The 24,813-nt window shown below is 64.7% G+C and carries 21 protein-coding genes and 3 pseudogenes; 8 read left to right on the forward strand and 16 right to left on the reverse strand.

What is annotated here, in order from left to right:
- Positions 1-291: 291 nt before the first annotated feature.
- The 3 genes from JQ635_RS21315 to JQ635_RS21325 form a co-directional block, all read right to left on the reverse strand.
- Positions 292-939, reverse strand: a complete 648-nt coding sequence (locus JQ635_RS21315; RefSeq protein WP_211411750.1) for an HAD family hydrolase — start codon at positions 937-939, stop codon at positions 292-294.
- A 112-nt stretch (positions 940-1,051) separates the two neighbouring features.
- Positions 1,052-2,956, reverse strand: a complete 1,905-nt coding sequence (locus JQ635_RS21320; RefSeq protein WP_211411751.1) for a sensor domain-containing diguanylate cyclase — start codon at positions 2,954-2,956, stop codon at positions 1,052-1,054.
- 182 nt (positions 2,957-3,138) lie between these two features.
- A complete protein-coding gene (locus JQ635_RS21325) occupies positions 3,139-3,360 on the reverse strand; it encodes a dodecin (RefSeq protein ID WP_080135072.1) in 222 nt (73 codons plus the stop codon).
- Between the two features lie 250 nt (positions 3,361-3,610).
- Here JQ635_RS21325 and JQ635_RS39020 point away from each other — a divergent pair.
- A pseudogene (locus tag JQ635_RS39020) lies at positions 3,611-3,766 on the forward strand (hypothetical protein); the annotation flags it as partial.
- A 73-nt stretch (positions 3,767-3,839) separates the two neighbouring features.
- Here the strand turns inward: JQ635_RS39020 and JQ635_RS21335 are convergent.
- Entirely contained in the window at positions 3,840-5,105 is a 1,266-nt protein-coding gene (locus JQ635_RS21335; protein WP_211411752.1) for a glycosyltransferase family 87 protein, read from the reverse strand.
- 260 nt (positions 5,106-5,365) lie between these two features.
- On the opposite strand from JQ635_RS21335, the gene JQ635_RS21340 reads away from it, so the two are divergent.
- Positions 5,366-6,367 carry a glycoside hydrolase family 16 protein gene (locus tag JQ635_RS21340; RefSeq protein ID WP_211411846.1) on the forward strand — a complete coding sequence of 334 codons (1,002 nt, stop codon included), beginning with the start codon at positions 5,366-5,368 and terminating at the stop codon, positions 6,365-6,367.
- A gap of 2 nt (positions 6,368-6,369) precedes the next feature.
- The gene (locus tag JQ635_RS21345; RefSeq protein ID WP_211411753.1) at positions 6,370-7,833 is read left to right on the forward strand and encodes a GH1 family beta-glucosidase; all 1,464 of its coding nucleotides are present in this window, start codon (positions 6,370-6,372) and stop codon (positions 7,831-7,833) included.
- 27 nt (positions 7,834-7,860) lie between these two features.
- Here the strand turns inward: JQ635_RS21345 and JQ635_RS21350 are convergent, their stop codons facing one another.
- From JQ635_RS21350 to JQ635_RS21395, 10 genes and pseudogenes are all read right to left on the reverse strand, one after another.
- A complete protein-coding gene (locus tag JQ635_RS21350) occupies positions 7,861-8,883 on the reverse strand; it encodes a WG repeat-containing protein (RefSeq protein ID WP_246583672.1) in 1,023 nt (340 codons plus the stop codon).
- A 108-nt stretch (positions 8,884-8,991) separates the two neighbouring features.
- Positions 8,992-9,105: pseudogene (locus JQ635_RS39405) on the reverse strand (hypothetical protein); the annotation flags it as partial.
- Positions 9,054-9,872: pseudogene (locus JQ635_RS39025) on the reverse strand (WG repeat-containing protein); the annotation flags it as partial. The pseudogenes JQ635_RS39025 and JQ635_RS39405, both read right to left, overlap by 52 nt.
- A 208-nt stretch (positions 9,873-10,080) precedes the next feature.
- Positions 10,081-10,638 (reverse strand): HNH endonuclease, encoded by a 558-nt coding sequence (locus JQ635_RS21365; RefSeq protein ID WP_008543309.1) that lies wholly within the window; start codon positions 10,636-10,638, stop codon positions 10,081-10,083.
- A 203-nt stretch (positions 10,639-10,841) separates the two neighbouring features.
- Positions 10,842-11,819, reverse strand: a complete 978-nt coding sequence (locus JQ635_RS21370) for a peptidyl-alpha-hydroxyglycine alpha-amidating lyase family protein (RefSeq protein ID WP_211411755.1) — start codon at positions 11,817-11,819, stop codon at positions 10,842-10,844.
- Between the two features lie 145 nt (positions 11,820-11,964).
- Positions 11,965-13,728 carry a flavin-containing monooxygenase gene (locus JQ635_RS21375; RefSeq protein ID WP_211411756.1) on the reverse strand — a complete coding sequence of 588 codons (1,764 nt, stop codon included), beginning with the start codon at positions 13,726-13,728 and terminating at the stop codon, positions 11,965-11,967.
- Positions 13,729-13,805: 77 nt separating this feature from the next.
- The gene (locus JQ635_RS21380; RefSeq protein WP_211411757.1) at positions 13,806-14,891 is read right to left on the reverse strand and encodes a DUF2855 family protein; all 1,086 of its coding nucleotides are present in this window, start codon (positions 14,889-14,891) and stop codon (positions 13,806-13,808) included.
- Between the two features lie 100 nt (positions 14,892-14,991).
- Positions 14,992-16,506 (reverse strand): acyl-CoA synthetase, encoded by a 1,515-nt coding sequence (locus JQ635_RS21385; protein WP_211411758.1) that lies wholly within the window; start codon positions 16,504-16,506, stop codon positions 14,992-14,994.
- A gap of 24 nt (positions 16,507-16,530) precedes the next feature.
- Positions 16,531-17,715 (reverse strand): ABC transporter substrate-binding protein, encoded by a 1,185-nt coding sequence (locus JQ635_RS21390; RefSeq protein ID WP_211411759.1) that lies wholly within the window; start codon positions 17,713-17,715, stop codon positions 16,531-16,533.
- Between the two features lie 38 nt (positions 17,716-17,753).
- Positions 17,754-18,728, reverse strand: coding sequence for an NAD(P)H-dependent flavin oxidoreductase (locus JQ635_RS21395; RefSeq protein WP_211411760.1), 975 nt, complete (start codon positions 18,726-18,728; stop codon positions 17,754-17,756).
- 181 nt (positions 18,729-18,909) lie between these two features.
- Between JQ635_RS21395 and JQ635_RS21400 the strand changes: the two genes are divergently transcribed.
- Positions 18,910-19,797 (forward strand): LysR family transcriptional regulator, encoded by an 888-nt coding sequence (locus JQ635_RS21400; protein WP_211411761.1) that lies wholly within the window; start codon positions 18,910-18,912, stop codon positions 19,795-19,797.
- Positions 19,798-19,850: 53 nt separating this feature from the next.
- Here the strand turns inward: JQ635_RS21400 and JQ635_RS21405 are convergent, their stop codons facing one another.
- Complete coding sequence (locus JQ635_RS21405) at positions 19,851-20,501, reverse strand: DNA-3-methyladenine glycosylase family protein (RefSeq protein WP_211411762.1); 651 nt, start codon at positions 20,499-20,501, stop codon at positions 19,851-19,853.
- Between the two features lie 127 nt (positions 20,502-20,628).
- Here JQ635_RS21405 and gluQRS point away from each other — a divergent pair, with 127 nt between their 5' ends.
- Positions 20,629-21,498 carry a tRNA glutamyl-Q(34) synthetase GluQRS gene (gluQRS, locus tag JQ635_RS21410; protein WP_211411763.1) on the forward strand — a complete coding sequence of 290 codons (870 nt, stop codon included), beginning with the start codon at positions 20,629-20,631 and terminating at the stop codon, positions 21,496-21,498.
- Between the two features lie 103 nt (positions 21,499-21,601).
- The gene (locus JQ635_RS21415; protein ID WP_211411764.1) at positions 21,602-22,873 is read left to right on the forward strand and encodes an ATP-binding protein; all 1,272 of its coding nucleotides are present in this window, start codon (positions 21,602-21,604) and stop codon (positions 22,871-22,873) included.
- Here JQ635_RS21415 and JQ635_RS21420 read toward each other — a convergent pair.
- Positions 22,800-23,693 (reverse strand): YihY/virulence factor BrkB family protein, encoded by an 894-nt coding sequence (locus tag JQ635_RS21420; protein ID WP_211411765.1) that lies wholly within the window; start codon positions 23,691-23,693, stop codon positions 22,800-22,802. The two genes, JQ635_RS21415 and JQ635_RS21420, sit on opposite strands and share 74 nt — an antisense overlap.
- Positions 23,694-23,978: 285 nt before the next feature.
- Between JQ635_RS21420 and JQ635_RS21425 the strand changes: the two genes are divergently transcribed.
- Both JQ635_RS21425 and JQ635_RS21430 read left to right on the forward strand, forming a co-directional pair.
- Entirely contained in the window at positions 23,979-24,173 is a 195-nt protein-coding gene (locus JQ635_RS21425; RefSeq protein WP_211411766.1) for a twin transmembrane helix small protein, read from the forward strand.
- Positions 24,174-24,240: 67 nt separating this feature from the next.
- A complete protein-coding gene (locus JQ635_RS21430) occupies positions 24,241-24,813 on the forward strand; it encodes a cob(I)yrinic acid a,c-diamide adenosyltransferase (protein WP_211411767.1) in 573 nt (190 codons plus the stop codon).

Below are 24,813 nucleotides of genomic sequence, written 5' to 3' on the forward strand. Positions count from 1 at the left end.
GCTAGAATGGCTATGCTTCTTGCTTGAAGGAGGCCCCGATGCTGACGCCCTTCAACAGGCCGTACTGGGAACAGAGCGCCCGTGACTGGACGATGAGGCTTGGCGCGCTCATGCCCCAACCGCGGAAAAAGCCCGCCGAGCCAAAACCAGAGCGGCCCCCGTGGCGGCACTTCGACGATACCCATCATTGGGACTCGACCGCTGAGGAATGGGTCCCCAATCACGACAGGTGATCGCGCCCGGGCAGAGCCTGCCTGGACGCCTTCACCGACATTACGATGTTACGCAAATTCATCCATGAAGCAGGCCATATTCCGAGAGGGCCTGGCTGAACGCCTCCATTGATGTGTGGTGATGCGCGAACAGACCCGCCTCGCGTGCGCCGGCAACATTGGCCATGAGATCGTCGACGAACAGGACAGCCTGCGGCATTACGTCGAGCTCGGACAGGCAGAGACGATAGCAGCGCGGGTCCGGTTTGGCCGTCTTGAACCGGGCCGAGGCGTAGATTCTCGAGCCGAACAGCGGACGCAGATTGGGCAGCAGCGTGTCGATATGGTCGGTGACCAGGGTGGTATTGTTGGTCAGGACGGCAATATCGACGGTCTTGCGCAGGCGGCGGACGGTCTCCAGCATCGCGGAATTCGCCTGCATCGAACGGCGCCGCGCTTCCACCCATTCGTCCAGCGACAGCGGATAGCCCATGCGCTCGCCAAAGCCTCGCAGGTAATCCGCAGCATCGAGCGTGCCGGAATCGCCAAGCAACTCGAAGCCGCTGTCCCAGATCGCCTCATGGACGAACGCGCTGCTCGTCCCCGCCAGCTCTGCCAGGCAGGCGACACGCTTTGCCCTGTCGTAGTCGCAGAGCACGTTGTCCATGTCGAACAGGACGAGCTTGATTCCATCAGTCACGGCAACACTCTCGGATTGGCCGAACATCCGGCCCTGATTGCAGTCATATCCGGCCCGAGTATTGAGGGCAAACCTGGGACTGTCTCTACGGTTGTTGCGCGGCGCAGCGTTCGCTACGCTTGGTGAGCGGTCGATCCCGTCACGCGGTCTTCGCGGGCCAGGGCACGACCTGGCCCGACATCACCAGCCGGTCACGGCCGCTGTCCTTGGCGGTGTAGAGCGCGCGGTCGGCAGCCGCGACCAGCGTGCTGGAGTCCGCCGAGGTCTCCGATGGGAAGCTTGCCGCGGCGCCCATGCTGACGGTCACCAGGCGAGAGGGAGGGTTTTGCGCATGCAGCATGGCGAGATCGTGCAGCGCCCGGCGAATCGCTTCGGCGAGTTCGGCGCAGCCGTCCGGGCCGGTGTTCGGCAACAACAGGGCGAACTCCTCGCCGCCGTAGCGGGCAGCGAGATCGGCAGGGCGCCTGGCGTGAGCGGATAGAATCCGGCTCAGCGCGCGAAGGCACCCGTCGCCCGCCAGATGCCCGTAATGGTCGTTGAACTTCTTGAAATGATCGACGTCGATCAGCAGGAGCGAAAGCTGCGTGCCGTCGCGCCGCGCGCGCGCCCATTCATCAGTGAGGCGTTCGTCGAACGCGCGCCGGTTGGCAAGGCCGGTGAGGCCGTCGGTGGTCGCAAGCGAGGCGAGCTTGTCCTGAAGGTCCTTCTGCTCGGTCATGTCGCGCACGACAGCGACGACGCCGTCGATCTCGCCGCTGTCTGCTGCCAGGGTCACGTGCAGCGCCGCCTCGGCCCAGATCTCGCCTTTGTCGCGATGACGCTGGCGATAGACGAACCGCGCCTCCTCCGCCTCGCCGTTCTTCAGCGCGGTGATGGCCTGCTCGACCCGTTCCATGTCGTCCGCGTGGATGCCGGCCAGGGCCGAGGTCGCCAGCAATTCGTCGGCGGACCAGCCGGTGATGCGCACGCAGGAGGGAGAGACGTAGAGCAGCCGGTTATCCAGTCCGATCCGGGTCACCATGTCGCTGGACTGTTCGGCCAGCAGGCGGAAATTTGCTTCCTTGGCGATCAAGGCCTGCGCCATGCGCTGCCGCTGCAAGAGCTGACGGACCAGATAGAAGCCGATCACCGCGATCAGCAGGACGAGGCCGAGAACGAAGGTCATGCGCGTGGCCGCCGCGCGGCGCCACGGGGCTAGCACGTCGTCCTGGGCCTTGCTCGCCAGCACCATCAGGGGATAGCGGTTGCTGCGCTGGTAGTAGCTCAGCCGCTGCACGCTATCGAGCGGCGACTTGAAATAGTAGACGGCTGCGGCCGGCCGGCTTTTCCACTCCCTGAACAACGGCGCATTCGACAGGTCGCGCCCGACGAAGACGCCGCTCTCGTCGCGGCTGCGCGCCAGCATGATGCCGTCATTGTTCAGCAGCGACGCCGAGCCGTTCGGCCCGACGTCGAAGCGCTCGTAGAATTTGACGAAATAGGCGACGTCGATTGTGAGCAGGGCGACGCCGGCGAAGCTGCCGTCGGGATGGTCGATCCGGCGCGACGCAGTGATGATCCACTGACCGCCGGCGCGGCTCTTGACGGGCCGCCCGATCAGCGTGCCCTTTTCCGGGGAGTCGCGGTGCCGGCGGAAATATTCGCGGTCGCTGTTGTTGAGCTTGGAGAAATCGATTTGCTCGGTCGTGGCGAGCCAGCGGCCGGTCTCGTCATAGACGAAGATGCCGCGGATGCGGTCCGATGATTTGCGGGTCGGCAGATAGGTCTGGAGCTTCGCGATCGTGTCGGGACCCATCCCGTCGAGCTCAAGCCGGTGGACCAGACCGACCAGGATCGTGTCGGCGAGCTCGAACGTATCGTCCGCGTGCTGGACCAGCGAATGCGCCACGTTGGCGACGTCGATCTCGGCGTTCCTGAGATCGGCATTGCGCGTCTCCCATTCGCGCCAGGCGCTCAAGCCGAGGATCGTCACGCAGATCAGCACGACGAAACCCGCCGCCCAGAGCGGAAGGCGCGTCTTGCCGAGTTCGCGGCTCGTGACCATCAGGCTTGCTCCAAATCGGAGCAAACCTCTCACTTTGGACTTAACGGCCTATTGCAATATCCGCGATGATTGTGCGCGGTCCGTATTCAACCGGGTCCGAGTCGATAGATCTTGATCGACTCTCGTCGGCAGATGTTAACCACGCTGCCGCGGCGTGACGGTTTTGCCCGGCGTCGGCCGCGTCACCCTTCCAGTGTGAATCCGACCCGCAGCGTCACCTGATAGTGGCGCACGGCGTTGTTCTCGATGTGGCCGCGCGTCTGCACCACCTCGAACCATTTCATCTCGCGGACGGTCTTGGCGGCGCGGCCGATCGCGTTCTTGATCGCATCCTCGATCGAGGTCTCGGATGATCCGACCAGCTCCAGGATCTTGTAGACGTGATCCTTCTCGGCGGTGGGCATGAGGTGTCTCCCCTTGTGCTGTGGCGGCCCCGGATACCGCTCCCGCGATGTATCCGAGAGCGTCGGGCCTCCCCTGTGAACGAGCGGCCTGGCTTCGGGTTCCCTGCTCCGCGATGGCCTGCATGCACCAGCCGAGGTCGAGCGGGGGGCCTGCTAAACGCTATCCATGGATCCGGCCCGGCACGACAGGACGATCGGCTCTCTCTGCCTTTGCGTGACGGCGTTCGGCTGGGCGCTGAACTGGCCGCTGATGAAGCTGTTGCTCCAGCAATGGCCGCCCACGGGCCTCTGCTACGTCACCTGGTTCGAGACGCTGCGCCGCCTGCCACCGACCGCAGCGTCGACCGGCATGCTGATGGTCCTCGTGATCGGCGTGATCTCCGCCGCGATCATCCTCGGCGAGCCGCTGGGTCTGCGCGAATGGGCGGCGATGGCGCTCACGCTTGGGGGCGTGACACTGGCATTGCAGCGGGCCGGAATTATTCCGCGGGCTGAGGTACTGCGGCCACAGGCTGCGTTGCCCGCCACAGGAGCCGCAGCAACAGGGCCAGCAGCGCCATCATCGCGAAGCCCCCGATGGATGGCGCGAGCTTGTCCTCCATTCCGGTCAGATCCGCATCATTGCCGAACTGCGCGGCGAGCCGCGCTGATTGCAGCATTCCGTAGGCGCCAGCAAGCAGGATCAGTCCGTAGACGAAGCTGCGCTCGCGCGCATTCGCCATTTGCGTGAGGTCAGGAAGTATCAAGGCAAGGCCGATCCCGATGATCGGCAAGTCATAGTCATAGGCGTAGGGACTGATCATCACCGAGACCAGGGAGGCGACACCGATCGCAAACGCGGGCGACGCCCTGCGTGTCGTTCCGAGCCAGACAGCAAGCGCGACTGCAAACAGGGCAAGGCTCGCGGCAGCCGCCTGCGCCCAAAAGGCAATACTCGAGGGCAGGCCGGCCCGGCCGAGCGCGGCGTAGGTCGAGACCATGCGGAATAGCGGATAAAAACCGCGATCCAGGAAGATCGACGATTCCCTGATTGCGCCGAGCCATGCGGTCCAGATCTGCCATCCGAACACCAACGTGCAGGCGAGCGAGCTCGTGAGTACGACTGTCGTAGCGGTCGCAAGTGCCGTCCAACGGCGCGTCGCAAGCATGTAGAAGCCGGCAGCGATGGCCAGATGCGGTTTGATCACCATCGCGCCCAGCGCAAGACCAGCCACGACCTGGCGCCGCTCGACATTGAGGCAGACGATACCGATCAGGGTGCCCGTGAGAAAGCCATTCTGTCCGCAGCCGACCGTGATCGCGAGCGCGGGAAACATGACGACCAGGACATGCGCAAAATCCTTGCCAGCAATCGTACGAAGCGTCAGCAGATAGGCCGTCAGTGTCACGGTGACGAACAGCAGATAGGCGATACCCTCCGGCAGAAGTGCGAATGGCGCCAACAGCAGGTCGAATTGCGGCGGATAAGTCCAGGGCATGAAGCTGGTCGAACCGGTAAATGCCTGCTGAAGCTTGATCAGGGTCTCGAACCGGTAAGCCAGATCGAGTTGACCGTGCCAGATCTCTCGCGCGACGATATAGAAGGCGTCGAAATCGGACAGCTCGTGGACCTGCCAGGCGATCCAGTGACCGAACCTGAACGTCTTGAACAGAACCATCACCGCCAGCGCCGCGAGCACGAAGCGGACATAGATTGTCCGCTTCGACGGCGAGGATTGGACCGCTTCAAGTGTCTCGGCAAACATCAGCGACGACCCCGGACCTGAGAGATCCGCGGCCTGGCAGGTAGGTCCGCGGATCGCAGCCAAATTGCCACCATAGGTTTAATACACCGTAACGACTATCGCAGGATTCGCTGGCAATGCCCTGTTTGCAGTTCCGCGGGCCCCGGCTTTGCAAGCGTACCCCAGTTTTCTTAATCGCCCGCCGGCGCGGCCTGCCCTTACTTGCGCGCCGAAATACAGAGGCGTTAACCTTTCTCTCCTGACATCTTCGAAGTGGAATGATGATCGACCGTTGGACGAAGGGTGCTCTGGTCGCGATCGGTCTGTCGGCCGTGCCTGCGCCTGTCGTCGCGCAGGACGATCTCGGTGATGCGCCCGGCACGATGTCGCTGCAAGTGACGACCGATCCTTCCACGATCGAGTGCCGCAGGCTGGAGACGGTCAATCCCACCTCGCTCGCGTTCCTGACGCTGCGCCGGACGTTCAACGACGATTTCAACGAGCATCCGCTCGCGACAGGTCACTGGGTGCCGCACTATGCCGGCGGCGCGGCATGGCCGGAGGCACGCTACTGGGGCGGCGACGGCTCCGACTTCAAGCGCAAGACCAGCGCCAATGGCGAGCAGCAGATCTATGTCGATCCGCGCTATGCCGGCCGCGCCGCAGCTCCGCTCGGGCTCGATCCGTTTAGGGTCAAGGACGGCGTGCTGTCGATCGTCGCCAGCCGCACGCCGCCGGAATTGAAACCCGCGCTGTTCAACAACGAGTACATTTCCGGGATCCTGACGACCCAGGGCACGTTCGCGCAGAAGCACGGCTATTTCGAGATCCGCGCAAAAGTCCCGGTCGGCCATGCGGTGTGGCCGGCGTTCTGGATGCTGGCGGATGACGGCGGCTGGCCGCCCGAGGTCGACGTTCTGGAAGGCCGCGGCGAGAAGCCGGGCGATCTCGTCATGACGACGCATTGGCGGATACCGTCGACCCAGAAGATCCAGTCCTGCGGCTTCGATTTCGCGATCGGCGATGCTTCGAGCGCGTTCCATAATTACGGTGTGCTGTGGCAGGAGGACCGCCTGGTCTATTTCATCGACCGCAGGCCGGTGTCCGACATCAAGGTGCCGATCGGCTTCGACGATCCCATGTACATGATCGTCAACCTGGCGATCGGATCGAAATTCTTTGTTGGCGTAGGACCGGTCGATGCTGAATCGCCGCCCAGCGTGGCCTTCGAGATCGACAGGATTTCCGCTTATCAGATCGATATGGAGCAGGCGCGGAGATAGCGATGCCAGCTGATGTCTCGCGGCGCGAATTTACAAGGTTTGCGGGTCTCGCCGCGCTTGGCGCCGCGACAGGCGCCAGGGCCGCGGAGAATGAAACGCCGGCATCGATCGACCGCCGCGCGCCCTTCCCGAAGGATTTTCTCTGGGGCACGGCGACCTCGTCCTACCAGATCGAAGGCGCCGTCAACGAGGACGGCCGCGGCAAGTCGATCTGGGACATTTTCAGCCATACGCCCGGCAAGATCGAGGATGGCTCGACCGGCGACCGCGCCAATGAGCACTATCACCGCTACAAGGAGGACGTCGCGCTGATTAGGGCGCTCGGCGTCAAGGCCTATCGCTTCTCCATTGCCTGGCCACGCGTGTTCCCGGAAGGATCGGGCCAGCCCAATCCGAAAGGGCTCGACTTCTACAACCGTCTCGTTGACGAGCTGCTCGCGAGCGGCATCGAGCCCTACGCCACGCTCTATCACTGGGACCTGCCGCAGGCGCTGCAGGACCGCGTCGGCGGCTGGCAGTCGAGCGACACGTCTAAGGCGTTTGCCGACTACGCCGCTTATGTTGCCGCGCGCCTGACCGATCGCGTCAAGACCGTCTTCACCGTGAACGAGGTCGGGCGCTTCGTGAATTTCGGCTATGGTTGGGGCATCGACGCGCCCGGCCTCAAGCTGCCGGCCGCGCAGCTCAACCAGGCGCGTCATCACGTTGCGCTGGGACACGGGCTCGCCGTGCAGGCGATCCGCGCCTCGGGGCGTGCCGGCACGAGAGTTGGTGCCGCCGAGAACATCGCCGCTTGCGTTCCGGCGATCGCGACGCCGGACAACATCCGCGCCGCCGAGATTGCGACGCGTGAGCTCAACGCCGGCTTCCTCGGCGTGGTGCTGGAGGGCAAGTACACCGACGGCTTCCTCGCCTATGCCGGCGCGAACGCTCCGAAATTCACCGCGGAGGAGTTGAAGATCATCAGCACGCCGAACGATTTCGTCGGCCTCAACATCTACGCGCCGCAGTTCTACGTCACCGCCTCCGACCGCGCGCCGGGCTTCCACGTGCTGCCGTTCCCGACCTCGTTCCCGCACATGAATTCGGAATGGCTGCGGGTCGGCCCCGAGGTGATCTATTGGGCGCCGCGCCTCGCCGCAAAAATCTGGAACATCGAGACGATCTACATCAGCGAGAACGGCACCTCGTCCGAGGACAGGATCGCCGCCGACGGCCAGGTCTACGACCTCGACCGCATCATGTTCCTGCGCAACTATTTGACCCAGATGCAGCGCGCGATCAGCGAGGGCGTGCCGATCCGCGGCTATTTCCTCTGGAGCCTGATGGATAATTTCGAATGGATCTTCGGCTACGGGAAACGGTTCGGGCTCTATCGGGTCGACTTCGAGACACAGGCGAGGGTGCCGAAACTGAGCGCGGCGTTCTACCGCGACGTAGTGGCGCGGAATGCGATCGGGGTGTGAAGACGCATCAGCCAAGCGAAATTCTAGTCATTCGATTGCGCATCTGAAGTAACCGCCACCCTCGTTCGCTCGGCTCTTCTCGATGCATGCCATGCCCGGAATATCTTGGCCGTGCCGGTCGATCGGGCAGGCGCGGCCGTCGCGCTTGGCCCAGGCGATGCCGCGAAGTGTTGGCCGGAAGCTGACCTGTTCGTCATAGATCGGCTGGATCGTGACTGTGCCGGCGGTGTCCATCAGGCCCCATTTGCCGTCTTTGAGGAACGGTAGCAGCCCGGCCTCCAGATCGATCCCGAGCCGGTCGACGTCGGCGTCGATCCACGTCTCTCCCCTGCGCGAGAGGATGGTGCGGTGCCCATCGTTCTGCGACAGAATCCCGTGAGTGATCTCGCACATTGCGGTTCGCCGCAGGACGACGATCCATGATTGGTCATTCAGGCTGATGATGCCGGATGCGCCATCCGTGGTGACCAACGCTGCTTCGGGGTCGATCAGCCGTGCAGCGTCGAATTTCGGTTCGACTAGCCAGCTTCCATCCGCCTTCAGGAGACCGCGCTTGGCGTTCACCGTTGCGACAATGATGGGATTGCCTCGCGACAGATCGTCGAATTTCGGCTCGAGCAGCCAATGACCGTCAGGTCCGATGCGTCCCCACTTGCCGTTGCGTTTCGCGTTCCAGACACCGTTGGTCACTGGGACCAGTGCATCGAAGTCGGGCGGGGTGATCTCCTTGGCGTCGCCGTCCATGAGCCCAAACTTGTCGCTGGCCTTCACGACATAGGGTGCGGGCGATGCGCAGCCGGCACCGACTATCTGGCCGTTGCGGGGTGGCTGCAATGGAGTGCCGTCGCTTCTGAAATAGCGCCATTGGCCATCCTGGAAGACGGCGAGATGGCCATCGGGGCAGCGTTGGACGGGGTTATCGAACTCGGCTTCCAGCAGGACACGGCCGTCTAAATCGAGCAGGCCCCATTTCTCGCGACGCTCGAAATGCCATCCGAACGGCAGTCCGCCTTCGGGGGAAATAGCTCTCCGGATTGCACCAGCCTCCATTTGGAATATCCAGGCGCCGGTGCGGTCGATCGCGCCCACGCTCCTGGCTTGCCGCGCCGCCGTGTGGGCGGAGCCTGGCGCGAAGGCCCATGCTTCATCGAAAACGGGCGGGATAACGACTTGACCGTCGCGATCGATGAAGCCGGTCTTCCCGTTCTCCTGATGCGGGCGAGCCCGTCGCCGAGCGCATTCATCTGGTCGAATTGCGGCTTGACGAGCCAGCTTCCATCGCCGCGCTGAAGCCCCCATAGGATCTCTGCGGGACCTTGGCGGGGAAACACCCTGGAGGCGATGCGGACGGACCGCTCGCCGGGATCGAAGATGCGTGTGCCGGGTGGCTCGATCCATTGACTGTTGCGATCGATGGTTCCGGTGCTTTCGGGAGCGCCAACGACCCAGCTGCTGTCGCTCTGCGGAGCGTCGCTCTCATCGGGGAATTGCGCGACGTCGATCGCTTCTCCCAGCGGCCGCTTGTCCGCGACGCGGAAGCGATCGGGCGCAATGGCTTGAATAAAGCCGTACCGCGGTTCGATCATCAGCTTGCCGTCACGATCGATCAGGCCGGACTTGCCGTCGATATCGACCTGCGCGAAGCCGAACCTGTAGTCGCCGACGATGCGATAGCGCGGCGACACGATCTCGCGCCCGGTCTCATCGACGAAGCCATAAAGGCCGCCGCTGCGCACGGCGACGCGCCCACTTGAGAACGTGCCGACCCAGTCGTATCGCGGCGGCACGGCGACGCTCCCGTCGCGCCGTACCGCGCCGCAGAGACCGCCGGGGAAGGTGCACATTGCCAACGGAAAGACGATTGGTCTGGTTGGCCCCGGGCGGTCGGACAGCGGCCGGCCATCACCTGCGATAGTGGCTTCGAGAATCGCTTTACCGGCAGGGGTGAGCTCAGATGTCGTGCTCCGTGCAGCGGCGCTATGGGCGAGCGCAAGGACGAGCGACGACACGACTTTCAGCCAACTGCTTGCACGCACCATCGTCCCGGTATTCCGATTTCGCTCGAATACCGATCGTCTGCGGCGAGAGCGTGTTCTGGTCGAAATCCTCAACTACAGCGGTTGTATGGATGAGTCAAAGCGAGGCGCTATCGGCGGACGATGGCAGCTTTGATGAGCTGAGCTCGCAAATGATGGCAGCGATCGTCACGGCTGCCAGCATCGTCAACAGTCCGCCGGTCGCCGGATCCTACGGATCCAGCTCCGTATCCCAGTACAGGTAGTCCAGCCAGCTGTCGTGCAGATAGTTCGGCGGGAACAGGCGGCCGTTGCGGTGGAGCTGGTGCACGGTCGGGGCGAACGCGCTCTGGCGCGGAAACATTTTTGCCTGCGCCGGGGTGAGGTTGCCCTTGCGGAGGTTACACGGCGAGCATGCCGCGACCACGTTCTCCCAGGTGGTCTGACCGCCTTTGCTGCGAGGGATGATGTGATCGAAGGTGAGGTCTTCGGGCGAGCCGCAATATTGGCAGGCAAAACGATCGCGCAGGAAGACGTTGAACCGGGTGAAGGCGGGATGGGTGGTCGGCTTCACGAAGGATTTGAGCGAAACCACGCTCGGTAATTGCATCTCTAACGTCGGACTTCGAACTGCCTGGTCGTAATGGGCGACGATGTTGACGCGATCGAGGAACACCGCCTTGATCGCGTCCTGCCACGACCACAGAGACAGTGGGTAGTAACTCAGCGGCCGGAAGTCCGCATTCAGCACCAACACCGGCCAACTGCCTTGCGAGACATGTGCGTTCAAGTAACGCTCCCGGCCTCCAATATACGCTGCGAAGCAGCATGTACTGACATACTACATGCAGCGTGACGGGATTGTGAAGCCCGTTGAGCGACTTATTCAGCCGCAGCCAATGCGGCGGCGGGGTGGCGAAGCGCCCAAAAACGCCGTGATTCGGGGAGGGGCGGGCAAGGCCGGCCCGGAACCGCCGGGCGATCGCCAATGCCTCATTCCAGTACCCGCTCCAGCTTCTGCAGGCACCGCGTCGCGCGCACCACGGCCGGCATGCCCTCGTCCGGAAAGCTCGTCTTCCAGTTGGTCACGCCGACCTCGCCGACATAGATGTCGCCCTTCGAATCCAGCGCGATGCCGTGCGGCGCCAGGAATTTACCGCTGGCAACGCCTGGCCCTGCCTCGCCGCCGAGCCGTGCGAGGCGTTTGCCCTGCGCATCGACGATCGACAGCCGCGGGCCGAGATTGGGCACGTTGCGGTTGATGTCGAGGCCGGGACCGAGCTCGCCGATCACGAAGGTCGGGCGCTTGGCCCCGCCGCAGCAGCACAGCGCGCAGGGCCGGTGCAAATTGTTCCACTGCGTCTCGTACTTGCCCTCGCCGTCGAACACCTGCACGCGATGGTTCTCGCGGTCGGCGACATAGACCCAGCCGTCGGCATCGGTCGCGATATTATGCACGATGTTGAACTGGCCGGGATCGGTGCCCGGCTCGCCCCAGCTTTTGATCAGCTTGCCGTCGGGCGTGAACTTGTGCACGCGCGCATTGCCATAGCCGTCGGAAACGTAGATCTCGCCCTTCGGCGACAGTGCGGTGTGGGTGCAGCGGTGGAATGGCTCGCCGCTCATGAACGGCGCCGGCTTTGCGGGGATGCCGATCGTCAGCAGCACCTTGCCGTCGGTGGTGCATTTGCGCACCGTATGGTCGCCGTCGTCGGTGCAATAGAGATTGTCGTCGGCATCGATGTGCAGGCCGTGTGCGCGGGAGAACAGGCCTTCGCCAAAACTGCGGAGGAAGTTGCCCTCGCGGTCCAGCACCACCATCGGGTGGGCGCCGCGGTTGAAGACGTAGATTCGGTCTTTGCTGTCGACCGCGACGGAGGCGACGTCAGTCAGCTGCCAGCCGTCAGGCAGCTTCGCGAAATTTTCGACGACGCGGTAGCGGTGCTCGCCGCTGCCGAGAATGGCTGGCATGGGTGCTTCCTTTCTGTCATTCCGGGGCACGCGAAGCGTGAACCCGGAATCCATTGCGCGGCATATTTCGAGGATGGATAGATTCTCAGATGCGCAATTGCGCATCATAGCTCGCGCTGCGCGCGCCCCGGAATGACGGCTGTGTCTACGTCCGCCCCAAAATCCCTTCCTCGATCGCCTTGATCTGCAGCGCGAGGTATTTCGAGTTGATGCGGCATTGCGCGAGGCTGCCGGCGATGAACCAGAGGCCGGGCTGCTTCGTGCGTGCGTACATGTTGCGCAGCTCGAAGCCGTCGCCAAAACCCCAGATCGGGCCGACGCGGTCGGCGATGGCGTCGCCGAACAGCTTTCGCACCAGATATTCCTGCGGCTTGTAGCCGGTCGAGAGCACGATCAGGTCGGCCGCGATGTCCGTGCCGTCCTTCATCCGTGCGCCTGCGGCCGTGAAGCTCTCGATGTCGGAGAACTGCCTAAGGCTGATCTTGCCTTCGACGATCAGGTTGGAGCAGCCGACGTTGAAATAATAGCCGCCGCCGCGGGTGAGATATTTGAACTGCCAGCCGGTGCCGGCCTCGCCGAAATCGAGCTTGAAGCCGACGCCGGAAAGGCCCTCGAGCAGCTCCCTGTCGAGCTGCTTCGACTGCTCGGTCAGCATCACATGCGTCTTCCTGGCGAGCGGCGTCGGCATCGAGACCGCGATCAGATCGTTGTCCTCGAGCGTGCCCTCGTTGTAGGTGGCGTAGGCGAGCTGTGCCGACGGCTCGATATTGGTGACCAGCGTCGGCGAGCGCTGTACCAGGGTCACCTCGGCGCCGCTGGAATGAAGGTCCTGCGCGATGTCGTGACCGCTGTTGCCGGTGCCGATGACGATGGCGCGCTTGCCTGTCCAGTTCTCGCCGTCCTCGTAGCGGCTGGAATGCACCAGCGTCCCCTTGAAATTGTCGAGGGTCGGAATGTCTGGAATATTGGCAATGCCGCTGACGCCGGTCCCCATCACCACATGGCGCGGATGCATGGTGCGCTTGCTGCCGTCGACCCGGCGCAGCGTGACGGTCCAGTGGCCCTTGGCCTCGTCATAGGCGCCGCCCTCGAACTCGGTGCCGGTCCAGAAATTCAGCTCCATGGCATCGACATAGGCTTCGAACCAGTTGGCGAGCTTGTCCTTGGGGATATAGACCGGCCAGCTCGGCGGAAACGGCATATAGGGCATGTGATTGACCTGCACCTGGTTGTGCAGGGTGAGCGCGTGATAGCGCTTGCGCCAATTGTCGCCGATCCGCATCCCGCGATCGACGATCAGGGTGTCGACCTTCAGCTGCTTCAGCCGTGCCGCGATCGCGAGCCCGGCCTGGCCGCCGCCGACCACCAGCACGGCCGGGTCGCGATCGGAATAGTCGCGCGAGGCGTTGCGCAGGTCGAGCCAGTTGGGCCCGCGGAAATCGCGCGAATAGGCCTGGCCGCGCGGTCGCGAGGTGCCGAGTTGCTCCTCGAAGCCCTTGAGCTCGTCGAGCGCGGTGAGCAGCGTCCATGCCTTCAGACGGTCGCCGTCGGCGGCATCAGGGATGAGCCGCACGATGCCGCTGCCGCGGCCGATCGCGGTCTCGAAACTGAAGATGGCTTCGATGTTGTTCGTGCCGGCGCGCGTCACCCAGCGCGACGGCGCGCGGTTCGGAGCCAGCTTGAAATTGGTTGGCGCGGTCTTTGGTGCAAGCGCTGTCAGCGCCCGAACGACTGCATCGTGGCCGGCGATCGTTTGCAGGTTCCAGCTCAGTGCCAGCACATCGCGCCAGAAACATTCGGCGACGAATAGGCGGGCGAGTGCTTCGCGATCGGGTTTGCCCAGCGTCCGCTCGAAATCGTCGAGCCAGGCTTGTGCGGCGACGGAAATATCCTTCGTCCTGTCCAGCATTGGCGACCTCGTGGCCGTCTTCGCGGCGTTTCCTCTGAGGTTGACGCTATACTGGATCAGTCCATGTCAAAAGCGCTTTACCCGAGCAGCGACAGCATATGGCCCTGCTCAGGCGGAATGCGGCCCTGCAGCGCGTCGAGATAGACCTGCCGCACCGCTTCGGGTCCCCGGCTCTCGATCACGGTCAGGCATCGCTCCAACATCGGCGCAAAGCCGGCCCAAGCCGCACCAAGGCGCTGCTCGATGCCGCCCGGGCCCCACTCCTTGGCGCGCTTGCGGATGTGATCGGGCGCAAAGAACCAGCGCGGCTTTGCGCCGGGCAGTGCGCCTTCGTCGGGCTCGGTGGCACGATGCGTCAATCCGACGCGTACCGAGCATTTCATCTGGTCGCCGAAATGCCGGTGCAGCGTGGTGCGCAGCTCGCTGTTGCCGGCCATGTCGACGAAGGCGACCGGCGCGTCCGATGGCAACGACGTCACGCGGTCATAGGTGACGACCTCATCATAGCAGCCGAGCGAGGTGACAAAGCCGGTATTGCCCGATGAGGTCAGGCCGATCACCTTGCGGCCGCGCGTGTGAAGCAGATGTGCAAGGCCGAACGCGGTTTTGCTCGATGCGCTCGACAGCAGCACGGCGCGCGCGCCGAAATCGTCGTTCTCGGCGAGGAAGTCGTCGACCAGGAACGACAACATGAACAGCGGCCGCAGCAGCGCCTGGTAATCGCCCTGCCGCCCGGTATAAGCGGGATCGCCGCCGACGCGCGCATAGGCATTGTAGACCGGTGCCACGCCCTGCCGGTGCGCGGCGCCGTCGCGCAGGCCGCGCTTGCTGACGTCGGTCGCCTCGATCACGAGATGCGTCGCCATCGGGAAATAGCCGAACAGGCGCTCGCCGACCGGGACATTCGGATGTTTCGAGGCGATCACCTCGCCAAAGCCCCACACCGGAATGTTGCCGAATCCCTCAGGTGCGGGAAAGATCTGCCAGTATTTCAGCTCGTCGCCCATCACGGCATAGGTGATGTTGTTCGCGGTGAATGCGAAGCGCTCGACTCTGACGAGGAGTGCATCCTGCGGCAGCGCGTCGATCGCGGGAAGCCCGGTTGCGATCGTCTTGCAGGCTTCGAGATTGTCCCGTGCAACGATGAAGTCGGAGGCTGTCATGATGTCGATCCCGGCTCTGATGCGCACCGGCATCTCATCGACCATGCGCGCGCCGTTTGCAACCTCAACATAGTTTTAAACGCTGTTCGTTCGCGTCCTGCTAGGTTTGGTTCGCCCAGTAGGGATCGCGCAGCTTGCGCTTGAAGATCTTTCCTGTCGCCTCGCGGGGCAGGGCATCCAGAAACTGGACCTCCTTCGGTACCTTGAAGTTGGCCAATCGCTCGCGCAGGAACGCCTGCACCGCGGCGGCGGAGAGCTGCGCGCCGGTCTCCGGCTCGATGCAGGCGCACAGCCGCTCGCCAAATTCGGCGTCGGGGATGCCGAACACGGCGCAGTCGCGCACGCCGGGCATGGCGATCAGCACGTTCTCGATCTCGGCGGGATAGATGTTGACGCCGCCCGAGATCACCATGTCGCGCCTGCGGTCGCACAGGAACAGATAGCCGTCTTCGTCGAGATAGCCGACGTCGCCGACGCTGACGAGGCCGTCGCGCCCGGCCTCTGCCCGCGCCTGCGCCTTGCCGTGATAGTCGAAATCGGGCACTGCGGTCTGGCGCATGTAGATCTCGCCGACCTCGCCGGTGCCGCAGAGGCTGCCGTCGTCGCGAAAAATCTTGACGATGCCGCCTTCGATGGCGCGGCCGACTGTGCCCGGCTTCTTCAACGCCTCTTCGGCCGAGTGCCACACCGGGATGCCGGTCTCGGTCGAGCCGAAATATTCGTTGATGACCGGTCCCCACCAATCGATCATGGCGCGCTTGATCTCGGGCGGGCAGGGCGCGGCGCCGTGCACGACGAAGCGCAGCGAGGAGAGGTCGTAGCGCTGTCTCACGTTCTCGGGCAGCCGCAGCAGCCGGACGAACATGGTCGGCACCATGTGGATATGCGTGACGCGGTGGCGCTCGATCAGCGCCAGCAGCTCCTCGGCGTCGAACCGTGCCTGGAGGACGATGGTGCAGAAGCTGCGGAATGCCAGCATGCCGTAGGAGTGCGGCGCCGAGTGATACATCGGCCCGTTGATCAGCACGACCTGGTTGTCCCTCGGCTTGATGCCATAGGCGATCGCGCCGACGCGCTCGGAGGCGGCCGCCTGTTCGGGCTGCATCGGCATCCGCCGCACGCCCTTCGGCATGCCCGTGGTCCCCGACGTGTAGATCATCGCCGCAGCACGGCGTGGCGGCTCCTGCATTTCCGGATGGCTGTCGCGCCAGCGATCCCAATCGGTCAGGCCCGCCGGGACCTGGATCAGCTCAGGGGGAATGGTGAAGGTCGCCGCGAGTTCCGGTGGCGTCGCGACGACGAGCAGGCGCACATCCTCGGGCAGGCCGACGCGGATCTGCGGCAGCAGATCGGCATGACAGACCAGGATCTCCGCGCCGCTGTCGGTCAGGATGTAGCGGACCTCCTCGGCCTTGAGATGCCAGTTGATCGGCACCACCGGGCTGCCCAGCGCGGCGGAGGCCGCAACCACCTCGAACAGCGCAAAGTCGTTGCGCAGCATCATGGCGACCGGAGCGCCCTCGCGAAGGCCCAGCTCGCGAAGCCCGCTCGCTGCCCGTCTGATGCGCGACTGGATCTCGTCATAGCCGATCCGGCGTTCGCCGCTGATGATCATGGCGTGTCCTTACCCTGTTCCAGTCTAGCGATCGTCCAGCACGTCGCCGAACCCGACCCAGCTCTTGCCGTTGAAGCGGCGGAGCTGCAACTGCTGGAACGGCAGATAGTCGTCGGGGCCGGTGGTGACAGACATGCCCGGCAGCAGCAGCGGCAGCTTCACCTCTTTCAGCAAGGCGGCCTGGCGCATGATGTTGTCGCGGCTGAAATCGTCCTTGCATGCCGTCAGCACCGTCATCAGCAGCGTCGCATAGTGGTAGCCGGCCGCGTAGTTGGAGTTGGAGAGGTCCGCGGTCGGCATGTATTGCTTCATGAAGGCGAAGTAGTCGTTCACGCCGGGATCGCTGGCCCATTGCGGGTCCATCGTGTCCTTCTGGTTGCTCGACGAGATCAGGCCGACCGCGTTGTCGAGCCCGGCCGGCTCGAGGAACGAGATCGAAGAGGCCGACGTCGGCACGAAGAACAGCTCGGGCTTCCAGCCGATCTCGGCCACGCCCTTGACCATCTGCGAGGTGAACTTGCCGAGCACGACGCCGAACAGCACGTCGGCGCCCGATGCCTTCAGGGTCGAGAGCTGCGAGCTGATCGTCGGTGCGCTGGTCTCGTAGGTCTGCTCCGCCACGATCATGCTTGCGGCTTTCTCGCCGAGCGCGCGCTTGAAGCCCGCGACATAGTCGCGGCCGAAATCGTCGTTCTGGGACAGGATGGCGATCTTGGCGCCGGGCTTGGTCCGCAGCACGTGCTTGGCATAGACCACGCCTTCGGATTCGTAGGCGGCCATGCCCGGCATGGTCCACGGATATTTCTGCGGATCGGCCCATTTCGTCGCGCCCGAGAGCACGAACAGCTGCGGCACCTTCTTGCCGTTGAGGTAGCGCTGCACGGCGCTGTTGGTGGCGGTGCCGAGCGAGCCGAACATCATCAGCACCTCGTCCTGCTCCACCAGCTTGCGGGTCTGCTCGACCGTCTTCGGCGGCGAGTAGGCGTCGTCCAGCGTGATGAACTTGACCTTGCGGCCGTTGATGCCGCCTTCGGCATTGACCTTCTCGAAGAACGCCTCCTGCGTCCGTCCGATCGCGCCGAAGCCGGAGGCCGGGCCGCTATAGGGCAGGGTCTGGCCGATGCGGATCTCGCCACCGCCTTCGGCGCGGGCGGTTCCGGTCGCAAGCGTCAGCAGCGACAGGCCGATCAGTGCGGCTGCGAGCTTCATGATGTCCTCCCGTTTTTCATTTCTACCAGTTCGAGACGTCAGGCGCTGGCGCGCATCAGGAAATCCTGCCGGGCCTGATCGAACTCGCCCTTCAACCGGTCGACCAGCTCGGCGACCGGCGGCGCATCCAGGATCTGGCCGATACCCTGGCCCGATCCCCAGATGTCGCGCCACGCCTTGGATTTCATGTTGCCGCCCGAGCCGAAGTTCATCTTCGATTTGTCGGCGGCCGGGAGATTGTCCGGATCCAGCCCTGCGGCGGCGATCGAGGGTCCCAGATAGTTGCCGTGCACGCCGGTGAACAGGTTGGTGTAGACGATGTCGTGCGCAGCATGCTGCGTCAGCGCCGACTTGTAGGCTTCATCGGCGTTGGCTTCCTGCGTGGCGATGAAGCGCGTGCCCATGTAGGCGAGGTCGGCGCCCAGCGTCAGCGCGGAGGCGATGCCGAAACCGTCGCTGATCGCGCCCGACAGCAGGATCGCGCCATCGAACCATTGCTTGACCTCGCGCACCAGTGCGAATGGCGACAGCGTGCCGGCATGTCCGCCCGCGCCGGCGCAGACCAGGATCAGGCCGTCGACACCCTGCTCGGCGGCTTTGCGCGCATGCTTGACGTTGATGACGTCGTGGAACACCAGCCCGCCATAGGAATGCGCGGCCTCGACGATCTCCGCCGGCGGCCGTAGCGAGGTGATGATGATCGGCGCCTTGTGCTTCACGCAGGTCTCCATGTCCTTCATAAGCCGGTCGTTGGAGGCATGGCAGATCTGGTTGACGGCGTAGGGGGCGACCTTCTTGCCGGGATTGCGCGATTTGTATTCGCCGAGCTCGTCCTCGATGCGGCTCAGCCACTCGTCGAGCTTCTCGACGGGGCGGGCATTGAGCGCGGGAAACGAGCCGACGACACCCGCCTTGCACTGGGCGATCACCAGCTCCGGTCCGGAGACGATGAAGAGCGGCGAGCCGACGACGGGCAGCTCCAGATTGTTCTTGAGCAAGGCGGGCAGTGCCATCCGATCCTCCTGATAACGCGCGTCAACGGCCTGCCGGCCGATTGTGAGCGCTTCCATGTCGATTTGTCGCGCCGGCGGGCGTGTCCTCGCCTGGCGGTTTGACCGCACTATAGGTTGGACGGCGGGCAGGTGATCGTTCAATATTGAACAAGCGAATATTCAGATCTGAACGGAGGCGGCGATGGATTGGGACCTCTGCAAGACCTTCGTTGCGGTCGCCGATACCGGCAGCTTCACCGCCGCGGCAAAGCGTCTGCATGCGAGCCATCCGACCGTCAGCCGCAAGATCGCCGCTCTGGAGGAACAGCTCGGTACAAAACTGCTGGCGCGTGCCGCCGATGGATTCGTGCTCACCGCCGACGGCCGTACCCTGCGCGAGCATGCGGAGGCGATGGCGGCGGCCGCGCTCCGGGCCGAGGCTGCCGTTGGTGCCGGCGGGCGCAAGGCGCGCGGCACGGTCAAGCTGTCGATCGGCGCGACGCTGGCCTCGCACTGGCTGATGCCGCGGCTGCGATCCTTTCTCGGCGCGCATGATCACATCCGGCTCGAGATCATCACCCATCCGTTCCCGGCCAGCGTGCGGCGCCGCGAGGCCGACGTCGTGCTGCGGCCGGTCGATAGCGGCGAGGAAAACCTGGTCGGCCGCAAGATCGGCCGCCTCGGCACCGGCTTCTATGCCTCGCGCGACTATGCCGCCGGCCGGTCCCTGCCGGAGCGCAGCGGCGAGTGGAAGGGGCACAGCGTCATCGGCTTCGCCGACCAGGATTCCAACGCGCAGCTGGCACGCTGGAGCGATGCGATCACGCGCCAGGGCACCGTGGTGATGCGTTGCTCGTCGCAGGGCGACATGCTGGCGGCGGTGCGCGCGGGGATCGGAATCTCCGCGCTGTCCTGCTTCGTCGCGGAAACGTATCCGGACCTCGTGCGCGTCGCGCCGCAAAAGCTCGTCAGCGTCGCCGACCTCTGGCTGCTCGCCCATCCCGATCTGGTCGAACTGTCCGCGGTGCGGGCCGTGGTCGACTTCGTGGCCGAATGCGCCCGCGCCGATCGCGAGCGGCTGCGAGGCTAGAGCATGATCCGGAAAAGTGCGAAGCGGTTTTCCGGAAAGATCATGCGCAAAATTTAGTTTCCGGCGAGCACACCCTCGCGCTTCTTCACGGCGCGATAATAGCTCCACCACAGATGCGCGGCCGCGCCGCGCAGCGGGCGCCAGGGCTCGGCGAGCGGTGCCATCTGCTTCTCCGTCGGCCGCGCCTTGAGGCCGAGCCCGATCTTGATGCCCTCCTGCACGGCGAGGTCGCCGGCCGGCCAGGCATCGCCGTGGCCGAGGCAGAACAAGAGATAGACGTCCGCCGTCCACGGCCCGATGCCGGGCAGCGAGATCAGCGTGTGGTGCGCAGCGTCGGCATCTTCCTCCGCGAGCACCTCGAGATTCAGCCGCTGCGCATTGATCTCGCGCGCCAGATGCTTCAGCGTCTTGATCTTGGCGGCGGACAGGCCGAGCCGCCCCAGCCGGTCGGTGCGGGCGCGGCGCACGGCATCATGATCGAACGGATCGAAAGCGGCGGACAGCCGCCCCCAGATCGCCGATGCGCTGGCGGTCGAAAGCTGCTGCCCGCAGACGATGTGTGCGAGCCCCGTAAAGCCCGGCTCGCGCCGCCGCAACGCCGGCATGCCCGCGGTCGCCAGCACGGGCTTGAGGCGCGGATCGCGCTTGATCAGCGCGTGGACGGCCTCTTCGAGATCGGACTGGGTTTCGAGATGGATGGTCATGGGGCTCGGTAAACTCTCTCCGGCGTCATGGCCGGGCTTGACCCGGCCATCCATCTCCTATCGTAACAGAGTCATGGAGGATGGATTGCTGGGTCAAGCCTGGCAATGACGAATAGCGCGAGAATTCATGCCACCCGTTTTCCGATTTGCCCCCAGCCCGAACGGCTTCCTGCATCTCGGCCACGCCTATTCCGCGCTGCTCAACTTCGATCGCGCGCGAGAAACCGGCGGGCGGCTGTTGCTGCGGATCGAGGACATCGATGCGACGCGCTGCCGGCCGGAGTTCGAGACGGCGATCTATGAGGACCTCGCCTGGCTCGGGATTGCCTGGGAGACGCCGGTGCGGCGGCAGTCGGAGCATCTTTCCGATTACCGTGCCGCGCTCGAGAGACTCGCGGCGCTGGACCTCGTCTATCCCGCCTTCGAAAGCCGGGCTGAGATCGCAAGGCTGGTGGCCGTGCGCGAGGCCGACGGGCCGTGGCCGCGCGATCCCGACGGCGCACCGCTCTATCCCGGTGACGCCAAATCGCTGTCTTCAGACGAGCGCACACGACTGGTCGCCGCGGGCGCGCCCTACGCGCTGCGGCTCGACATGGCGGCCGCCTGCCGCCGCGTTGACGGCCTGAGCTGGAACGAGCTCGGCGAGGGACCCGACGGCGAGCGCGACACCGTCCCGGCGCGACCGGAGGCCTGGGGCGACGTCATCCTGGCCCGCAAGGAGACGCCGACCAGCTACCATCTGTCGGTGGTCGTCGATGATGCGCTCCAGGGCGTCAGCGAGATCGTGCGGGGGCAGGACCTGTTTCACGCAACTGCGGTCCACCGCCTGCTCCAGGTCCTGCTTGGCCTGCCGGAACCCGCCTTCCGCCACCATGCCCTGATTCGCGACGGCGAGGGGCGGAAGCTGTCGAAATCCAGCCGCTCGACGGGACTGCGGGAGTTGCGCGCTGCTGGCGCCACACCCGCCAGTGTCCGCCGGCTGGTGGGATTAGGTTAAGTTTCTCTGGGGGTTAGCGAAACGCTGCCGTGACTCCGGGGGTTCCGTCGTGCCATGCTCGCCTCACGGCCCGGGTTCGAAGCGGATACTTCGAAGGGGAATTATGGCGGCGAAAACGCGCGCAGTGCGCACTACGCGGACGTCCAGGCGACCGCCTCGGAAGCGGTCCGGGGCGGGCGGGCGGTCGCGCAAGCGCGCCACCAAGGCTGCCGCGCCAGATGTGGTCCAGGCGGCGCTCGCCGCCTTTGCCCACGAGGTCCGCACCCCCCTGACCGGCATTCTCGCGATCAGCGATCTGCTCGCGACCTCCGATCTCGGCGAGCGGGAGAGGCGCTGGGCTGACACCATCAAGGCCGGCGCCGAGCATCTGGCGAGTCTTGCCACGCTGTTCGTGGACGCTGCCAAGACGGGCAAGGGAGCCGGGAAGGGCGGCAGCACGCTGCGGCAGGATCTGTTCGACTTGCGGGCGCTCGCACGCAGCACCGGCGATTCGCTCGCCGGACGCGCGGCGGCCAAGGGGCTCCAGGCCCAGGTCGAGATATCCGACAAGCTGCCGGGGCTGGTGGTCGGTGATCCCGTCCGCCTGCGCGCCGCGCTCGAGAACCTGATCGACAATGCCGTGAAGTTCACCGAGCAGGGCGGCGTGGCGCTGGCGGTGGCGCCCTGGCGTCCTGCCAAAACGGGCAAGGCAAAGGGCAAAGCCAGGGTCGGTGTCGCCTTCGCGGTGTCCGACAGCGGCATCGGCCTGACCATGGCCGAGATCAAGCGGCTGTTCCGCCCATTCACCCAGGCCAATGTCACCATCGCCTCGCGTTTCGGCGGCGCCGGCCTCGGGCTGTCCTCGGTGAAGCAGCTGGCGCGCGCGATGGGCGGCGACATCTCCGTCGCGCCGCGCGGTGGCGGCGGCGCCACCTTCACACTGACGGTGTCGCTGGATGCGACGGGGCCGGCCAGGTCCCGCAAATCGAAGGGCCAGGCCGAGGCGGACGCGGTGGCTGCGCTCCGCGTGCTCAGCGTCGAGGACAACCCGTTCGGCCGCGTCGTGCTCAACACCATCCTCACCGAGCTTGGCCATCACGCCGAGTTCATCGGGCGCGGCGAAGATGCCGTGAACCGGCTGGAGCAGGGCGCCTTCGATGCGGTGCTGATGGACATGGTGTTGCCGGGCATCGACGGCGTCGAGGCGATTAGGCGAATCCGCACCATGCCGGCACCGCTGGCTCAAATCCCCATCATCGGGGTTTCCGGGCGCGGCGAGGACGAGGCGGCCTCGCGCGAGGCCGGCGCCGACGCCTTCCTGGTCAAGCCTGTGTCTCCGCGGGCTCTAGCGACTGCGCTGCTTGAAGCGACACGCCGTGAGGTAGCTGCGACTTGATGATCGCGGCATTGAGCTCGCCGCCGTAAACGAAGATCGCGGCGATGAAATACAGAAACACCAGCGCGATGATCACCGAGGCGAGCCCCGCATACATCGTCACGTAATTGTTGGCGAAGCGCGCCAGATATTGTCCGAAGACGATGCCCGAGATCAGCGACGCCACGATCGTGAAGACGATGCCGGGCATGATCTGGAAGAAGCTCCTCCGGCCCGCCGGCAGCCAGGCATGCAGGATCACCAGCGCCACCACCAGTGCGCCGATGGTGATGCCGTAGCGCAGCCAGGTGAGGATGCTTTCGTTGGATTCGACGAACAGCGGGATATGGCGCCGCGCCGCCTCGATGAAGAGCGGACCGAGCACGATCAGGAACGCCATGGCGAGCGCGGTGAAGGCCGCGACCAGCGTGTAGCCGATCGATTCCAGCCGCAGCCAGTACCACCGCCGCATCTCCACCACGGCATAGGCGCGGTTGAGCGCGACGCGGAGCGCTTCGACGCCGTTCGAGGCGAAGTAGACCGACAGCGCCGCGCCGATCGTCAGCACGCCGGTGCGGGTAGTGGTCAGCACGTCGTGGATTTCGCCCGAGATCGAATCGGCGACCTGCTTGGGCCAGACCTCGAGCATCAGGCTGGCAGCTTGATCGGCGAGTTCCTTGGAGCCGAAGAAGCCGGCGAGCGAGGTCAGCACGATCAGGAACGGGAACAGCGCCATCAGCGTCGACAGCGCGATATGGCTTGCGATCGCCCAGCCGTCGTCGGCCAGGAACGTGTAGAACGCGTCCTCCACCACGACATAGATGTAGCGGATCGCTTTCACGGCTTGCTCCAGAGCAATGTTGCTCTCACTCCGCTTGCGGCCCGAATTCGCCTCGCCCCGCTTGCGGGTGAGGGGGACTCTCCGCGGGGACGGTGACAGTTGGGTTCGCGGAGACTCCCCCTCACCCGCCGCGCGTCGGTCTCTCCCCGCAAGCGGGGAGAGGCGAAGAAGGCAGGCCGCTCGCGCAAATCGGAAATCATCCAGCTAGCTTCTGATATTATTGGCTTAAAAGCCAGATCGGGAACGCCATGGCGAACCGCCGCACACGGTGTTATCTACCCTCAGATGGCATTTATCCTGAGTACTTTCATCCTGCCGATCGCGGTCGGCGCCGTGGCTTTGGTGCTGCTGCTCGGTCTCGTCAACATGATGCGTGGCGGCTCGCCAAACACCTCGCAGAAGCTGATGCGCTGGCGGGTGCTGCTGCAGTTCGTGGCGATCGTCATCGCCATGACCGCGGTCTGGGCGATGGGACGGTAGGGCATGATCCGGAAAAGTGCGAAGCGGTTTTCCGACAAGGTCATGACCTAAGATCGAGGAATCTGTCATGGTGGTATTGAACCGCATCTATACCAAGACCGGTGACGACGGCACGACAGCGCTCGGCTCGGGCGAGCGCCGTCCGAAATACGATTTACGCATCGAGGCCTATGGCACGGTCGACGAAACCAATGCCGCAATCGGCGTTGTCAGGCTCCATACCCATGACATGCCCGAGTTCGACGCGATGCTCGGCCGCATCCAGAACGATCTGTTCGACCTCGGCGCCGATCTCGCGGTGCCCGAACGTGAAGGCAAGGCCGAGCGGCTGCGGGTGGTCGCGAGCCAGGTGGAACGGCTTGAGCGCGATATCGACGCGCTCAACGACAAGCTCGCGCCGCTCACCTCTTTCGTGCTCCCCGGCGGTACGCCGGCCGCGGCCTACCTCCATGTCGCGCGTACGATATGCCGCAGGGCGGAACGCGTCATCGTGGAACTGGCGGCCCAGCCGGGTGAGCCCGTCAGCGCGGCTGGCATCCAGTATATGAATCGCCTGTCGGACTTCCTGTTCGTGGCGAGCCGTGCCGCTAACCATAACGGCGCCGGGGACGTGCTCTGGGTTCCGGGCCAGAACCGCTGA

The organism is Bradyrhizobium iriomotense, from assembly GCF_018130765.1.
GTDB lineage: Bacteria > Pseudomonadota > Alphaproteobacteria > Rhizobiales > Xanthobacteraceae > Bradyrhizobium > Bradyrhizobium iriomotense_A.

Bases quoted from the DNA above. Each gene is read 5' to 3' on its own strand.
- JQ635_RS21345 (WP_211411753.1), top strand. From the start codon at position 6,370: ATGCCAGCTGATGTCTCGCGGCGCGAATTTACAAGGTTTGCGGGTCTC.
- JQ635_RS21325 (WP_080135072.1), bottom strand. From the start codon at position 3,360: ATGCCCACCGCCGAGAAGGATCACGTCTACAAGATCCTGGAGCTGGTC.
- JQ635_RS21315 (WP_211411750.1), bottom strand. From the start codon at position 939: ATGTTCGGCCAATCCGAGAGTGTTGCCGTGACTGATGGAATCAAGCTC.
- JQ635_RS21335 (WP_211411752.1), bottom strand. From the start codon at position 5,105: ATGTTTGCCGAGACACTTGAAGCGGTCCAATCCTCGCCGTCGAAGCGG.
- JQ635_RS21425 (WP_211411766.1), top strand. From the start codon at position 23,979: ATGGCATTTATCCTGAGTACTTTCATCCTGCCGATCGCGGTCGGCGCC.
- JQ635_RS21385 (WP_211411758.1), bottom strand. From the start codon at position 16,506: ATGATCATCAGCGGCGAACGCCGGATCGGCTATGACGAGATCCAGTCG.
- JQ635_RS21375 (WP_211411756.1), bottom strand. From the start codon at position 13,728: ATGCTGGACAGGACGAAGGATATTTCCGTCGCCGCACAAGCCTGGCTC.
- JQ635_RS21370 (WP_211411755.1), bottom strand. From the start codon at position 11,819: ATGCCAGCCATTCTCGGCAGCGGCGAGCACCGCTACCGCGTCGTCGAA.
- JQ635_RS21350 (WP_246583672.1), bottom strand. From the start codon at position 8,883: ATGGAGGCTGGTGCAATCCGGAGAGCTATTTCCCCCGAAGGCGGACTG.
- JQ635_RS21395 (WP_211411760.1), bottom strand. From the start codon at position 18,728: ATGGCACTGCCCGCCTTGCTCAAGAACAATCTGGAGCTGCCCGTCGTC.
- gluQRS (WP_211411763.1), top strand. From the start codon at position 20,629: ATGCCACCCGTTTTCCGATTTGCCCCCAGCCCGAACGGCTTCCTGCAT.
- JQ635_RS21405 (WP_211411762.1), bottom strand. From the start codon at position 20,501: ATGACCATCCATCTCGAAACCCAGTCCGATCTCGAAGAGGCCGTCCAC.
- JQ635_RS21340 (WP_211411846.1), top strand. From the start codon at position 5,366: ATGATCGACCGTTGGACGAAGGGTGCTCTGGTCGCGATCGGTCTGTCG.
- JQ635_RS21400 (WP_211411761.1), top strand. From the start codon at position 18,910: ATGGATTGGGACCTCTGCAAGACCTTCGTTGCGGTCGCCGATACCGGC.
- JQ635_RS21320 (WP_211411751.1), bottom strand. From the start codon at position 2,956: ATGGTCACGAGCCGCGAACTCGGCAAGACGCGCCTTCCGCTCTGGGCG.
- JQ635_RS21380 (WP_211411757.1), bottom strand. From the start codon at position 14,891: ATGACAGCCTCCGACTTCATCGTTGCACGGGACAATCTCGAAGCCTGC.
- JQ635_RS21415 (WP_211411764.1), top strand. From the start codon at position 21,602: ATGGCGGCGAAAACGCGCGCAGTGCGCACTACGCGGACGTCCAGGCGA.
- JQ635_RS21390 (WP_211411759.1), bottom strand. From the start codon at position 17,715: ATGAAGCTCGCAGCCGCACTGATCGGCCTGTCGCTGCTGACGCTTGCG.
- JQ635_RS21430 (WP_211411767.1), top strand. From the start codon at position 24,241: ATGGTGGTATTGAACCGCATCTATACCAAGACCGGTGACGACGGCACG.